The following is a 14,200-nucleotide window of genomic DNA, read 5'->3' as shown; positions in this document are numbered from 1 at the left end:
GCGGCATAAGGCGGGAATCCGGCGCTACAGCTCTTCCTCCCCGCCGTCCGCGATCTTTTTTTGATATTGCTTGGGCGTAAGGCCGTGCTTTTCCTTGAACAGGCGGATGAAGTGGTGCGTCGACTGGTAACCGACCCGGTACGAGATTTCCTGCACCGACAGCTTCCTCTCGCGCAGCAGCTCCGCCGCTCGCTCCAGCCTGAGCCCGGTCACGTATTCGTTGAAGTTGCTGCCCGTAATGCTCTTGAAAATTTTGCTCAGATAGGTCGGACTGACGCCGACGTGCTCCGCCGCCGAGACGAGCGAGAGCTGATGGGAAATGCTGTTGTTGACGTACGAGACGATTTTGTCGGCGAATTCCAGATCGAATTGTCCCTTCCGCTCGTGAATCCGGCTCATCGCCGTCTCCGCGACCTCCCCGATCCAGGCTTCGAATTGATCGATCTGCTCCATGTCGCGATACTGCTCGCGCAAGTCGCCGCCGAACAGCTCCGCCGGCTGAAAGCCCAGCTGCTGAACCGTCTTGTCGATCGCCAGCACGATGTCCTGCAGAACGTTGCGGCAATACTTTACCGTCCATTCGCCCAGGCGGATTTCCGCGAGCAGGTCCCCGATCAGCTGCTGCAGCCTTTTGCCGTCTCCCGCCTTGATGGCCGCGGGAAGTTCGTCCAGCGCCTTGGGCAGATTGCCGGGCTCCTTCAGCTCTCCGATGCGGAGCTCCTCGTGAAGCAGCACCCGCGCCTCGGGATGCAGGAAGGCATACTCCAGAGCCTCGTCCGCTTCCGAGAACGACCGCGCGACGGCCCCCGCGTCCGACGGATAGCTTCCTCCCAGGCACAGCGTATATCTCTCCCCGGCGCTTGCGATCATTTCTGTCATCTGCGCCAGAATCGCCGTCAACGACATCTCCTCGGGATAGCTGATAAACCCGAGAATTTGCGAGCGGTCGTCCCGAATCGCGGCGATATCCGCGCCCGGCACCCCGCTCTCCAGGCGTTCGATCAAATGAAAGTCCGCCGCCAGCGCTTCCTCGTGCTCCATGCCGCCCTCTCTTTCGATCCGAAGCGCGAAGCCGACCGCCAGGCGATCCTCGTGACCGATGCCCAGAATGGATCGCATATCGCCGATTTTCATCGCATCCGGAGCGGAGCCGAACAACAGCCCCAGCACGTAATTGTGCCGAACGACGGGCATATGGCGGATCAGGCTTTGCCGCAGGTTTTCCATCCGGTTGGAAATCGGCTTGTGCGCCCGCGCCGTCAGCCAGACGCTTACGAGCACGTTAACGGCCAGGAACGCCGAGCCGATCGCCAGCATCCATCCTCTGAGCTGATTCGATTTGCGGTACGCGTTCTCGATCGACGTGACCGACACGTACCGCCAGTCGTTAAAGGCGGAGCTCACGAACGACACGACGCTCGCCTGCCCGTCGACCTTGGCGTCGAACATGCCCGCGCCGTCCGAGCCCAGCAGCTTGGCTCGCAGCGCTTCCTGACTCAGATCGGGAAGCGGCTCATCTCCGTAATTGTGCGCGATAACGCCGCCCGCTTCGTCCACGATCAGCAGCATGCCGGACGCCGGCGCCTTCAAGCCCCGCAGCTTGGCGTCAAGCTCGGCCAGGTCCAGATTGACGGCAACGGTGCCCTGCCGCACCTCCTTGCTGCCGAAGAACGGAATGCTCCTCACGTAAGTCGCGATCTGCGCAGGATCGTGCGGTCCCGCCGTCCGGGCCCCGATCCAGTCGATGTTAAGATCGGATTCGGCGAAGGCGCCGAACCAGTCCGCTCTGCCGCCGAGCGGACATTCCGACTCGTTCAGCATGCAGACGCGGTCGCCCAGAAACAGCAAATTGCCCTTTGGATAATAGAGATCGATGGAATGCAGGAAGGGCGTGTTGTTTTTGATATCGTCAATGCGTCTCGCCACCTTCAAAATAGCCGCCGAATCGCGGCTGATATCGCGGGTCAGCGGGTAGACGAGCGCTTCGTTGCTTTCCAGCTCGGACAGGTACTGATTGGGAAAGTTGACCATCGCCTTGACGATCGGCTCGTCGATGGCGCTCTGGAATTGTCTGACCGTCTGCATGTTCAATGCCTGCGCTTCTTCGTTGTACATGGTCATGAAGTAACGGTAAAACACGAACTGGGGGACGAGCGAGACGACCAGAACGGTAATCAGGTTGAACACGAGCAGCCGCTTGAATATCCGGCTGCCGGAACGATTCGCTTCCTCCATCTCCCGCTCCCCCCAGTCTTAAGTCTTTATTATTGTCCTACCATCTGCTTGTAAGCCTCGTTGGCGGCCTGCTCCAGCTCGTCGCCGCCGTTGGCGCGGAATTTCGCGACGTAATCGTCGAAGGAGTCCACCTCGGCCTCTCCGGTAATAATTTTGAAATAAGCGTCCACGGTCAGCTTGTTCAAGGTGTTCGAATATTTGCTGAAGGCTTCGACGTTAGGCACGTATACCGCGTTGTAGCCGGATATCTTGGCATGCTCGTCGGCAAAGGCATAGTCGAACTGATCGCGCTGCTTCAGGAACGGGTCGTAGGATACTTTGGCGTTAAGCACGTTTTTGCCCTTCACGTTCGCCTCGGCCAACGTATCGGAAGCCGTCAGATTAATGAACTTGTCGCCCTCCAGCTTCCAGTCGACGCCCTTCTCTCCGTTGGTCAGCATCAAATAGTATTCGTAGTCGGTACAAGCGGCTTCGATCATTTGCAGCAGCAGCTCCAGCTTCGCCGGATCCTCCATCGCCTTGGTCGTAATCGCGATCGGATGGCTGGCCGTATCCCAGGTCGGGGTGCCCGAAGCGCCGTTCGGACCGACCGCGGGCACGCCGAAGACGGCTTCTCCGTTCGGGTTGCTCTCCTTGAAGGCCTTGTACTGGCCGCCCCCGGTATCGTCCGCGATGTCCGGGTTCATCTCGTTGCGCCAGTGATAGAACATCGACATGCCCGTAATCCCGATCTTGCTGTTGTAGAAAGCCTGGGAGTCCGCCCAGTAGCCGGTCGTATTTTCCGAAGTGATGAATTCGGGATCGATCAGGCCCGCTTTATACCAACGCTGGAGAACCGAAAGCGCTTCCTTCATTTCCGGCTGAATGGACGTCAGAACGACGTTGCCGTCCTTCATCGTAAATTGGACGGATTTGCTCGCGTCCCCTTTGGCCGCTCCTTTGAAATCGGTGATTCCCGGGTAACCGAAGGCGCCCAGAATGTTCGGAAGCGCGAAGTCGGACAAGCCGTACGTATCCTTCTTGTTGTCCCCGTCCGGGTCGTCGTTGCGGAATTTGACGAAGGCTTCCTCGTATTCCTCGATCGTCTGGGGAACCTTCGAGATGCCGACCTTCTCCAGCCAATCCTGCCGCCAGATGACGACGGTCGGATACGTGCCGTTCAGATTCGTCATCGGAATGGCGTAGATTTCGCCGTTGTATTTGACGCCGTCCCATACCTCCGGGTAGTTCTCGTTCAGAAACTTGACATAGGTCGGCGCATGCTTCTCGATCGTCTCCAGCGGAATCGGAGCCAGAATGCCCTGGTTCACGTACTTGGGAAGGTTTTGGCGGTTCGTGATTTTCAGGACGTCCGGCATCTCGCCCGCCGCCAATCTGACGTTCAGATTGTCCTCCCACTTCTGCGAATCGATGTACCAGAAATCGAATTTGGCGTTAAACTTCTGCTCTACGGCTTTGATGACCGCCGAGTCCGGGTTGGGCTGGCCGTAGGAGTCGTAACCGAGCCATTCCATCGCGATCGGCTTGGCCGCTTCCTCGGACGTCTTGGCCGAAGCGGACGGGCTCTCGCTCGCCTTGCCGGTCTCCTTGTCCCCGTTCCCTCCGCAGCCCGCGAGCAGCCCGACGGCGAGCGCAAGCGTCAATGTCGTTCCGGCAATTCTGTTCGTTTTCTTTCTCATGCCGTGAATCCCTCCGTTTAGAAAATTTTATGTTAACCTGATCCGGGGATCAAGAGTCAACCTTTGACAGAACCGATCAGCGTCCCTTTGACGAAGTACTTTTGCAGGAACGGATACACGAAGAGGATCGGCAGGACGGACACCATCAGAGCCGCCATTTTCACCGTTTCGGAGTTGACGGCCGTCGCATGAGAGCCTGCTCCCGATTCCGCGGCGACATCCTGGCCTTCCAGCAAAATTTTGCGCAGAATCAACTGCAGCACCTGCTTGTTTTCCTCCTGGATGTAAATCATGCTGTCGAACCAGGCGTTCCAGTGGCCGACTCCCGCGTACAAGCCGACGGTGGCGATGATCGGCAGAGACAGCGGCAGCACGATGCGAAGCAGCACGACGATCTCGTTCGCTCCGTCGATCTTGGCCGATTCCTCCAGGCTTTCGGGAAGCGCGCTGATGAAGTTGCGCACGATCAGCAGCATAAAAGCGCTTACGGCACCGGGGAGCACGAGCGCCCAAACCGAGTTCATCAGTCCGATGTTCTTGATGAGCAGATAGGTCGGAATCAGGCCCCCGGAGAAAAACATCGTCAGCACGATAATGCCGGTCCATAATCTGCGGTTGGGCAGCGTCCGCTTGGACAGCGGATAGGCGCCGAGGAACGTCAGCACGAGCGTAATCGCCGTACCCAGCAGCGTTCTCGTAATCGTATTGCCGTAAGCCGTCCAGATGACGCGATAGTTGAACACCCGTTCGTAACCGGAGAAATCCAGCTTCGTCGGGAACAGATGGAAGCCGTAGCGGTTGACGACCTCGGGCGGACTTAGCGAGACGGTGGCCGCCTGCAGCAGCGGAACCAGCGTCGTAATCGACAGCAGCGTCAGCAGGCTGTAGACGATCACGAGAAAGACGTTGTCCGATGCGGTTCTTTTGTGTTTCACGCGGTCTCTTCCTTTCTTGCGTTAAATGCGTGTTCAAAAAGCGAACCTCTAAAAAATGGTGTCGTCCGAGATTCTGCTGGCCAAATAGTTGGCGGTAAGCACCAGGACGAGAGCGACGACGTTCTTGAACAGGCCGACGGCCGCGGCGTAGCTGTAATTCATTTTCAGGAGTCCTTCCGAATAGGTGTAGGTCGACAGCACGTCGCCTACCTCCATCACCTTGGCGTTCAGCAAATTGAACACCTGCTCGAAATCGTCGTTGATGATCGACCCGGAATTAAGGATTAGCATAATGACGATGACCGGAGCGATGGACGGAATCGTGATATAGAAGATCTTCTGCAGCCGGCTGATGCCGTCCACTTCGGAGGCTTCGTACATTTCCGGGTTGATGCCCGCGATCGCCGCCAAATAAATAATGGAAGAGAAGCCGACGCTGCGCCAAATGTCGGTGCTGACCAGGATCGAGCGAAACCAGCCCGGCTCCGTAATGAAGAAGATCGGCTCCATGCCCAGCAGCGACAGAACCATATTCACGGGTCCGCGACTCGGCGACAAAATCTCGATTACCATGCCGGACAGCACGACCCAGGACAGAAAATGAGGCAAATAGCTGATCGTCTGCACCGTCTTTTTGAACCACTTGACGGACACTTCGTTGATTAAGACCGCCAGCAGGATCGGAGCCGTAAAGCCGAACAGCAGCTTGTAGAAGTTGATGATCAGCGTATTGCGCAGCACCGTGCCGAAATACAATCCTCCGAACAGCTCGCGGAAATTATCGAACCCCACCCACGGGCTCCCGCCGATTCCTTTTAAGAATTGATAATCCTGAAAAGCGATAACGACGCCGTACATCGGCCCGTAATGGAAAATGCCGTAGTAAACGAGAACGGGGAGCAGCATGATAAAAAAATACTTGTGCGCCACATATCTCTTGATCAGCGAAGATTTCATGCGGTTCCTTCCTTCCTGGTTCGGTTGCGCGACGGCCGCGCCCCTCTTGCGGGCCGTCGCCGTTGCCCTTCGCTTGCCGGTCGCATGAGCCCATCGTAGGGGCGAAAGGGCGGTCGCGCAACCGCCAAAATCCTGTCATGATAACGGTTTCTTGTTCGGTGCAAAAAAGCGATATCGCGCCGCAACGCGGTATTGACGCGTTTTTTCTCATTCTTCGCCTTCACGGGGCGTCGGACCGAAGCAGCGGAATCGGAACGTCTGCCGCAGGCGATCCGAGAGCGCCAACGCTTCCAAGCGCAGCCTGTAGACAGTCTGGGGACGTCCGGCAAAATCCGTCGTCGCGACCGCGTCCAGCTCCGCCGCGAATGCGCTTCGATCGTATTCCAGCGCAATCGAGCCGCTCTCCCCCGTCCACCTGATCTCCCCGTCGGCCAGCTTCGGAGCGTGCAGGCTGACGAATTGCTCCGCAAGACTTTCCGGTCGGTCGGCGAATTCGAAGCTGTCCGTCAGCTCAAGCGACGCCTGCGCGCCCGCGCCTCCGGGATGCCAGCGCCAGCTAAAGCTCCGGCGAAAAGATTCAAGTCCCGGAACCGCGTACGCTCGGGTCAGGTCCAGCTCCAGATCGGTTCCTCCGGCATCGCTGCTCCAACGCCGCACGGTCGCCGCATACTCTTTGCCGGCCTGCTGCAGCCGTCCGTTGATCGCGGGAACGGAATGGCCTTCCGCCGAGTTGTGGAGCAGCGAATATCTCTCCGGGCCGAAGTAATCTCGCGAATACTCCCCCGCTCCGGGGTCGGCCAACAGATTGTCTCCGCCGACGTGAAGAATGAATTGTCCCAGATCGTTGTGGTTATGAGGCTCGTCGTTATGGCCTCCCTTTGCCGAGAACGCAAAGTCGATCCCTCCGGCTCTTCTGCGATCGACCGCGACGGCCAGGTTCGCAAGCCATTTTCCCCCTTCGGGCAGCGGCTTTCCGAACAGCTCGGTATCCGTCCATAACAGATTGCGAATGACATGAGGCCAGCGATAGCTGGCGTCCGCGCAAAATGGCGGAACCTTGTCCAGCTCCGGGATCGGCGTCCCCAGCTCGTGCGCCAGCTTGCTCAGCAGGCCCGTGTGCAGCGTGACCAGACCGACGTCCGAATAGTTGACGGCGCGGCGGCCGGAGAGCGTCACGGCGGCCGGGAACGCGGCAATCGCTCTCGGCTTGCCGCCCGCGAGCAAGTCCAGCCCGCCCTCGGTATAGCGCTTGAGCATATCGGAGAAATACACGTAGTAACCGAAGCCATAGAACCAGTAACCGAGTCCCTCCGCGCAGCCTCCATCCTCGCCGTATCCTTCCAGAAAACACGCCAGACTGCGCGTTACCCGCTCGATCATGCCCGCCAGCCTCTGCCCGTCCTTCTCCAGCAGCAGCGCGGCCATGCCGACGGCACCGCCGCAGACGGCCGACCAGTTGTCCGAGCGGGACTCCCAGTCGAAGCGAACCGGATCGTTGAACAGCGGACGAAACACGCGGCGTTCGATCTCGGTCCGAATGCGATATTCGATCCACGGATTCAGCATGTCTCCCGCCAGCAGCAGCGCTTCGGCCAGCGCGTGTGCGGTCTCCGCGGCGAACAGGTCGACCTGGCATTCCGGCGGAACCCGGCCGGCGGCGGCATTGGCCGCTCCTGCGGGCAGACAAGCGGGCAGGCACCAGGTGTATTCGTTGCAGATGTCCCAAATCACGTTTTCCAGCGCCTGCTTGTTGTCGGCCGTGTCCTCCAGCAGCGAATCGAGAACGAGCGCGAGCAGGCGGCCCCGCCGCTCGAAATACGGCTTCTCGTATTCCCTGCGCGTTCCTTGCGCTTCGAACGTCTGAAAGCGTTCGAAGGTCAGCAGCGGAGGCGGCGTCTCCCTGGCGCTGCGGGCAAAGTCGCGAATCTCCCGCAGCAGCGGCTGCAAGTGCGGCTGCTCCCGCAGGCGGGTCCACGCCGGACTTTCCCGCGGCGGCAGTCCGTATCGCAGGGAAGCAGGGAGGCTTCGCTCCGCCGTCAATTCCCGGCGCAGAGTTTTGAAGCTGATCATATGGGCGAACACTCCTTTATCGTCGAGTCGTCGAAGAGGGCGACCGGGGCGGGCAACTGAATTATAAACAGCGGCTCCGAGGGTTGAAATAACAAACAATTGCGATCGTAACGCATTTATGTTCGTTTCCGGTTTTTGGCGAAACGAGCGGCAGGGAGCGGCGGCAAATGCGCAACGCAGCATCACTTTCGGACAACGCGGGACTACGGGCGGTTTGCTATGCTGATGTCGGATGCGGAGCGCAAGGCAAGACGCGCAACGCAATAACAAAGCCGAAGGGAGAGTTCGCCATGCCTTACGCGGCCATGCTGCTCGTCGTCCTGTTCTGGGGCTCCGCCGCGGCCGTAGGACGAAGCATCGGCGACGCCGGAACGCCGCTTCAGCTTGCCGTATGGCGGGTCGGTCTCGGCCTGGGACTGCTGGCGTTGGTGCAAGCGTTCCTGGTCCTCCGCCGCCGAATGGGCCGACGCGGACACGAGGGTGGAATCGCCGCAGTCCTTCCGCCTGGGCGGTCGCCGGACGGAGAATCCGTTCCTCTCGCGCCGCCCCCGCGCTTTCGCTCCGCTGCCCGCCTGCTCCCGATCTGGATCGGGGGCATTCTGGGCTACGGAGTCATGATCTGGCTGTTCTTCGCGGCGGCCAGAGCCACGCTGGCCAGCCATCTGGTGCTGATCCTGTCCATGGCGCCCATCTGCACGCTGCTGCTGGACCGGGCGGTCGGCGGCGGACGCGGACACGCCGGCGTCTTCCTTCCCGCGGGCCTATCCTTGATCGGCATCGCCATAATGGTCGGGCCGTCGCTGGCCGGCTCGGATGCTTCTCTGGCGGGAGACAGCCTGGCTCTGCTCGCCCTGCTGGCCTTCTCCGCTTATACCGTGATCACGAAGCGTTATTCGGGCGGCATGGCCGCGCTCGCGCTTAACGTTCACGGCATGACCGCCGGCTTCGCCGCGCTGTGGGCGATGCTGGCGCTGACGGAAGGCCGTCTGCTGCCGGCCGGGTTCGACGCCCGGGAGCAGGGGTACGCCATCGGCTATCTCGGCTTCGCGTCTACCGGCGCCGCTTATTTGCTGTATGCCTGGGCGCTGTCGCGGCTGCCGATGGAACGCGCGATGCCGCTGATCTATCTGCAGCCGGTCGTGGGGGTGCTGCTGTCGGTCCTCTGGCTCGGCGAGAAGCTGACGCCGAACATTCTGCTCGGCATGTGCGCCATCGTCGGCGGCTTGCTCTGGAATCATCGCTACACCCGAATGCCGGCACGGCCGGAAATGACGAGGAGGTTATAAGCATGTCGTTAAAAAAGGTAAAAATCGGAGTCGTCGGCTGCGGCGTCATCGGCAAGCAGCATATTAAAGCGGCGAGCGAAGCGGAGTGGATCGAGCTGGCCGCCGTCGCCGACGCCAATACGGAAGCCGCCCGGCTTGCCGCGGATCAGTTCGGCGCTGGAAGATGGTACGGGGAGGCCGCGGCCCTGCTGGCCGACGCTTCGGTCGAAGCGGTCGTGCTGGCGGTCCCCACCCATATCCGCACGGAGATGGCTCTGCAGGCGCTGGCCGCAGGCAAGCATGTGCTGCTCGAGAAGCCGCTGGCGATGCGTGCCGACGAGATTCGCCGTCTGATGGCGGCGCGCGGCGACCGGACCGTAGCCTTCTGCTCCTCCCGCTTCCGCTTCCTGGAGCATGCGGAAGCGGCTCGCCGCTGGATCGCGGAAGGCCGCCTGGGCGAGCTCCGCGTGCTGCGCTGCCGGGTGAACGAGCCGGCTGCGGGCAGACCCGCGAGCCCGCCGCCTACGTGGCGCGTTCACACTTCGATCAATGGCGGCGGCATCGTGGCCAACTGGGGCATTTACGATTTAGATTACTTGCTCGGCCTGACCGGATGGAAGCTGCAGCCGGAATGGATCATCGCCCGCATGTGGGGGCTGGCCCCGTCGATCTCCGATTATTTTCCGCCGGGGTCCGATTCCGAGACGTACGGCACGGCCTACATCCAATGCGCGGACAACATCGTTCTGACTTACGAGCGCGGGGAATTCATGGCGGCTCCGCAGGAGAGAACCTGGCAGATCATCGGCAGCGAAGGCAGCCTCTCGCTTCATATGACCTGGCCGTCCGAGAAGACGATCGCCGCCGCTTCACTCCATGCGGAGACGGGGGTGTCAAGCTCCGTTGTATGGGAAGGGAACGAGGATTCGTCCTGGATTGATAAAGGGGCGCTGCTGGACTTCGCGCGGTCCGTCGCCGAGGGCAAGGAGCCGGCCACGGGCCTGGCGGAAGCGCTCAAGCTGCAGACGATCATGGATGCGATGTACGACTCGGCGAGGCAGGGCGCGCCCGTTGCGATCGGCGCAGAAGGAGGAGAGCCGCGATGAAGTATTCGTTCGTCTCGTTCTCCTGTCCGGATGCCGATCTGTCCACCCTGCTGGCCATGGCGAGCGAGTTCGGCTACGACGGGGCGGAAATCCGCAGCGGAGCCGGTCATCGCCACGGCATCGAGCTCGGGCTGTCTCCCGAAGCGATAGCGGATATCCGCCAACGCTTCGCGGCAAGCGGGGTGTTCCCGATCTGTCTGAGCGTCTCCTGCCATTATTCCGATTCCGCGACCCTGGCGTCCAATCTCGAGGAAACCCGCTCCTATCTCAGGCTGGCCGGAGCGTTGGGCTTTCCGCTGCTGCGGGTATTTTGCGGCGTCCTTCCCGAGGGCAGCGACCGTTCCCGGGTACGGGAGCAAATCGCGGCTTCGCTCAGCGAACTGGCTCCTCTCGCCGCGGAATCGAACGTCGTGCTGGCGGTCGAAACGCACGACGACTGGTCGGACCCGCGAGAGATGGCAAGCGTCCTGTCCGCCGTAAACCATCCGGCCGTCGGGGTCGTGTGGGACGTGATGCATACCCTCCGCGGTGGTAAAACCTCCATGGAGGAAGCCTATCGCATCCTCAAGCCGTGGCTGCGTCACGTGCATATTCATGACGGGTTGCTCGATCCGAGCCGGCTGGCGTTCCGGCCGATCGGCCAAGGAGAAATCGATCATCGTCCGGTCGTGCGGCTGCTGGCGAACGATCGATATGAGGGGTTTCTGAGCGGAGAGTGGCTGGATTGGGAGGATCCGGAGGTTCATCTGCCGCGCGAGCTTTCCGCGATGCGGCAGTACGAACGGGAACTCTAGTCGAAATCGTATGCTAGAACGTCGTGATTGGCGGATGATTTAAGGGAAGGTCTCTACTATAGTGGTAGATATCATACGATTTCTACTGAAACAGGAGGCCTTCCTATGGAAAAACAAAGCTTGATTAAAAGACAGCAGTGGTTCGTGAATCAAAGGCTGGGCATGTTCATTCATTTCAACAGCGCAACGTTCCAATTCGCGGACTCGGAAATCGAGGACTGGGAATATGCGCACGAGAATCACGGCGCGCCGCGCAGATTCGTCTTCGATCCGAAGAGCTGGAGCCCGGACAAACTCGATTGCGCGCAGTGGGCGAAAGCGGCCAAGTCCGCCGGCATGACCTTCGCCGCATTGACGGCCAAGCATCACGAAGGCTTCAGCCTGTGGCCGACCCGCTATACGGAACATTGCGTGCGGAATTCGGCGATCTCTACGGATGTCGTAAAGGAGTACCTGGACGCGTTCCGCGAGGAAGGCATCGAAGCCGGACTGTATTTCTCCATGCTCGATCTGCACCACCAAATCGGGCGAAATAAATGTACGCCGGAGGACAAGCAATTTATCAAAAATCAGCTGCGCGAGCTGCTGACGGGATACGGCAAGCTTCCGTTCCTGATCATCGACGGCTGGAACGCGGCGTGGGGCGGCCCCAATTATGGAGATCTTCCGTTCGAGGAAATCGATCTTTTCGTGAAGGAGCTGCAGCCCGACTGCCTGCTCATGAATATCGGCTGCGAGGATCTCGCCCATACCGACATCGTGTTCTACGAAAACGCCGCCGGACAGGAGATCTCCGACGCGTTCGCGGGGCCGGGCGCGAGCTGCAACATTCTGACAAAAACCTGGTTCTGGAGAACGACGGATACGGACATGGAATTGAAATCGGCCGAATGGGCGCTCGACAAAATCAACGACTCGAACGGCCGCAACGTCTCCTTCCTGCTGAATGGCGCGCCGAACCGCAGCGGCTTGCTCGACGACAACGTGCTGGCCCGCTTTAAGGAAATCGGCGAGAGTTATCGGCGGCCGGCGGATCTCGAGGAGCTTCCCGGCAACTGGCTGACTCGCGAGTGAACCGCCTCATGAACCTCCGCGAGAGATTGCACGAAAAAATCGCATAACGCGGGCTCGAATGGGGCGGAATCGGGGGACGTTACTCGAGAAAATCGTGCATCGACGCTCAAACGGGCGGGAAACTGGGGACGTTACTCGAATAATTCGTACATTGGCGCTCAAATGGGCGGGAAACTGGGGACGTTACTCGAATAATTCGTACATTGGCGCTCAAATGGGCGAGAAACTGGGGACGTTACTCGAATAATTCGTACAACGAGGCCCGCGAGCGAATCGGAATGGAGCTCAATATCCAAGTGTTATGATCATGATTACCCTGTAGACCGAGACTGCTTCATACGCTCCTGAAATCCCATTGCAGCGGGTTGCCCGCTTAGATTTCAGGAGCGTATAGCCGTCTATTTGTTATATTTGGAGTCGTACACTTCCTGATAGAGGGTCAGATAATGCCCCAGGTTCATCTTGTTCAGGTTGTCCAGATAGCCGTCCCAGTCCTTGTCGAGATCGGCGTCGCCGATTGTGAACCGGGCAATCATCTCGTTCACGTAATCGTTGATCGTCTTGGACAGATCGGCGATCTCGATCGCCTGCTCGTTCGAGAAGAACAGAGGCGGCAGCACGTTCTCCACCGCTTGCTGGTAAGGCTCGTACTTCGTCTTCGCCTCGTCGTACATGACGATCTCGAGCGGCTTGTCCGGGTTGGCCACCTCTCCCAGCCGCAGCTCGTTCGTTCGCAGGGAGGGACCGGTCTGCCCCCAGTTGATGTTCTGCACTTGACCCCAGTCGGCGATTTGCTTCCACTTGGCCGGCTCGCCGTTAATGCCGATTTCCCCGGCTTGCGCCTCGACCCATTCCTGTCCGGGACGGCCGATGACCGAGCGCAGCGTCGTCTCTTCGTTGTACAGGAAGTCGGCCAGCCGGAACGCCGCTTCGGCATGCTTGCTCTCCTTCATGATCAAATACGATCCGGTTCCCACGAGATGATAGGCTTCCCGCGGCGCGATCCGCAGCCCTTGCGGCCCTTGCAGCGGCGGAATCGTCTTGTATTCCAGCCAGCGGTTGCTCGCTCCGTAAAATTCGCTGAACACGCCCATGTGCATGCCCGCGGTCGTCCCGAGAATCGCCGTGTCCGGGTTCTCGCCCAGTCTTCTAAGCTGGTCTTCGTCCTGGGTCAACGCTTGCGGATCGAGCAGCTTCTCCTCGTACAGCTTGTGCAGGTAACGAAGCCCTTCCCGCCATTCCGGCTTGTCGAACGGGACGACCACCCGGCCGTTCTCCAGATACAGCCGGTCGCCGCCCGGGTTGTAGATAAAGGCGTTCATCAGGAAAGAATCGATGCTCGCGTAGAAGCCGGTCGGAGAGCCGGACATCGGAATCTCGTCGGCTTTGCCGTTGCCGTTCGGATCCTGCTCCTTAAACGCCTTCAGAACCTGGTAAAATTCGTCCGTCGTCGTCGGCATCTTCAGGCCGAGCTTGTCCAGCCAAGGCTCATAGATCCACATCCTGCGCGGCAGCGTACAGTGGAAGCATTCGTTCGTATGCGGCAGGGAGTAGATATTGCCATCCGGCGCCGTCATCGAATCCTTGACCACCGGCATCTGCTCGAACATCTTTTTCGTCTCTAAGCCGTATTTGTCGATCAGCTCGTTAAGCGGAAGAATGACTCCCTGGGTGCCGAAAATCATCTGCTGCGAGTTCGACATGTTGAAGCCCATAATGACGTCGGGCAGCCCCTCTCCGCTCGAGAGCACGAGATTCAGCTTTTCCGCCGAGGAGGAGCCCGGAACGACATCCCATTCGATATGGATATTCGTCTGCTCCTCCAAATACTTCGTGAATTCGTTCGTGGCGAAATCCTCGACGATCGCATTGTCGGGAACCATGACGCGAATGGTCGTCTTCTCCTTGGTAATCGGAAACTGCCCGGCCGGCGTCACCTCGTCCCCCGCCGCGGAGCTCGGCGGCGCCGACGAAGCCGTCTCGTTCGATTTGGCGCAGCCGCCGAGAATCACCGCGGCCAGAATCGTCCACAGACCGGCGATGATCATGCTTCTTTTTAACTTCGTTCTCATTTTCGTTATCCTC

Annotated in this window: 10 protein-coding genes; 4 read left to right on the top strand and 6 right to left on the bottom strand. The window is 59.7% G+C overall.

Annotation, left to right across the window (positions count from 1 at the left end; all coding sequences use genetic code 11):
• Positions 1 to 24: 24 nt before the first annotated feature.
• The 5 genes from ACFFT4_RS21205 to ACFFT4_RS21185 form a co-directional block, all read right to left on the bottom strand.
• A complete protein-coding gene (locus ACFFT4_RS21205; RefSeq protein ID WP_378050812.1) occupies positions 25 to 2,235 on the bottom strand; it encodes an AraC family transcriptional regulator in 2,211 nt (736 codons plus the stop codon).
• A 29-nt stretch (positions 2,236 to 2,264) separates the two neighbouring features.
• Positions 2,265 to 3,914: a type 2 periplasmic-binding domain-containing protein gene (locus ACFFT4_RS21200; RefSeq protein ID WP_378050811.1), complete on the bottom strand. Its 1,650-nt coding sequence runs from the start codon at positions 3,912 to 3,914 to the stop codon at positions 2,265 to 2,267.
• A 56-nt stretch (positions 3,915 to 3,970) separates the two neighbouring features.
• Positions 3,971 to 4,849, bottom strand: coding sequence for a carbohydrate ABC transporter permease (locus ACFFT4_RS21195; protein WP_378050810.1), 879 nt, complete (start codon positions 4,847 to 4,849; stop codon positions 3,971 to 3,973).
• 48 nt (positions 4,850 to 4,897) lie between these two features.
• Entirely contained in the window at positions 4,898 to 5,806 is a 909-nt protein-coding gene (locus tag ACFFT4_RS21190; protein WP_378050809.1) for an ABC transporter permease, read from the bottom strand.
• A gap of 207 nt (positions 5,807 to 6,013) precedes the next feature.
• Positions 6,014 to 7,876: a heparinase II/III family protein gene (locus tag ACFFT4_RS21185; protein ID WP_378050808.1), complete on the bottom strand. Its 1,863-nt coding sequence runs from the start codon at positions 7,874 to 7,876 to the stop codon at positions 6,014 to 6,016.
• Between the two features lie 290 nt (positions 7,877 to 8,166).
• Between ACFFT4_RS21185 and ACFFT4_RS21180 the strand changes: the two genes are divergently transcribed.
• The 4 genes from ACFFT4_RS21180 to ACFFT4_RS21165 all read left to right on the top strand — a co-directional run bounded on the left by ACFFT4_RS21180 (position 8,167) and on the right by ACFFT4_RS21165 (position 12,115).
• Positions 8,167 to 9,162 (top strand): DMT family transporter, encoded by a 996-nt coding sequence (locus tag ACFFT4_RS21180; RefSeq protein ID WP_378050807.1) that lies wholly within the window; start codon positions 8,167 to 8,169, stop codon positions 9,160 to 9,162.
• A 2-nt stretch (positions 9,163 to 9,164) separates the two neighbouring features.
• On the top strand, positions 9,165 to 10,247 hold the full coding sequence (locus ACFFT4_RS21175; RefSeq protein ID WP_378050806.1) for a Gfo/Idh/MocA family protein: 1,083 nt from the start codon (positions 9,165 to 9,167) through the stop codon (positions 10,245 to 10,247).
• The gene (locus ACFFT4_RS21170) at positions 10,244 to 11,041 is read left to right on the top strand and encodes a sugar phosphate isomerase/epimerase family protein (protein ID WP_378050805.1); all 798 of its coding nucleotides are present in this window, start codon (positions 10,244 to 10,246) and stop codon (positions 11,039 to 11,041) included. Before ACFFT4_RS21175 ends, ACFFT4_RS21170 begins: the two co-directional genes overlap by 4 nt.
• A gap of 105 nt (positions 11,042 to 11,146) precedes the next feature.
• Entirely contained in the window at positions 11,147 to 12,115 is a 969-nt protein-coding gene (locus ACFFT4_RS21165) for an alpha-L-fucosidase (RefSeq protein WP_378050804.1), read from the top strand.
• A 398-nt stretch (positions 12,116 to 12,513) separates the two neighbouring features.
• Here the strand turns inward: ACFFT4_RS21165 and ACFFT4_RS21160 are convergent, their stop codons facing one another.
• Entirely contained in the window at positions 12,514 to 14,187 is a 1,674-nt protein-coding gene (locus tag ACFFT4_RS21160; RefSeq protein ID WP_378050803.1) for an ABC transporter substrate-binding protein, read from the bottom strand.
• Positions 14,188 to 14,200: the final 13 nt, after the last annotated feature.

The sequence above is a fragment of the Cohnella cellulosilytica genome, assembly GCF_042431195.1.
GTDB lineage: Bacteria > Bacillota > Bacilli > Paenibacillales > Paenibacillaceae > Cohnella > Cohnella cellulosilytica.
This window is presented reverse-complemented; position numbering and strand designations above follow the sequence as displayed.

Excerpts from the sequence above, each read along its gene's own strand:
- ACFFT4_RS21185 (WP_378050808.1), bottom strand. The coding sequence starts at position 7,876 with ATGATCAGCTTCAAAACTCTGCGCCGGGAATTGACGGCGGAGCGAAGC.
- ACFFT4_RS21165 (WP_378050804.1), top strand. The coding sequence starts at position 11,147 with ATGGAAAAACAAAGCTTGATTAAAAGACAGCAGTGGTTCGTGAATCAA.
- ACFFT4_RS21160 (WP_378050803.1), bottom strand. The coding sequence starts at position 14,187 with ATGAGAACGAAGTTAAAAAGAAGCATGATCATCGCCGGTCTGTGGACG.
- ACFFT4_RS21170 (WP_378050805.1), top strand. The coding sequence starts at position 10,244 with ATGAAGTATTCGTTCGTCTCGTTCTCCTGTCCGGATGCCGATCTGTCC.
- ACFFT4_RS21175 (WP_378050806.1), top strand. The coding sequence starts at position 9,165 with ATGTCGTTAAAAAAGGTAAAAATCGGAGTCGTCGGCTGCGGCGTCATC.
- ACFFT4_RS21205 (WP_378050812.1), bottom strand. The coding sequence starts at position 2,235 with ATGGAGGAAGCGAATCGTTCCGGCAGCCGGATATTCAAGCGGCTGCTC.
- ACFFT4_RS21190 (WP_378050809.1), bottom strand. The coding sequence starts at position 5,806 with ATGAAATCTTCGCTGATCAAGAGATATGTGGCGCACAAGTATTTTTTT.
- ACFFT4_RS21200 (WP_378050811.1), bottom strand. The coding sequence starts at position 3,914 with ATGAGAAAGAAAACGAACAGAATTGCCGGAACGACATTGACGCTTGCG.
- ACFFT4_RS21180 (WP_378050807.1), top strand. The coding sequence starts at position 8,167 with ATGCCTTACGCGGCCATGCTGCTCGTCGTCCTGTTCTGGGGCTCCGCC.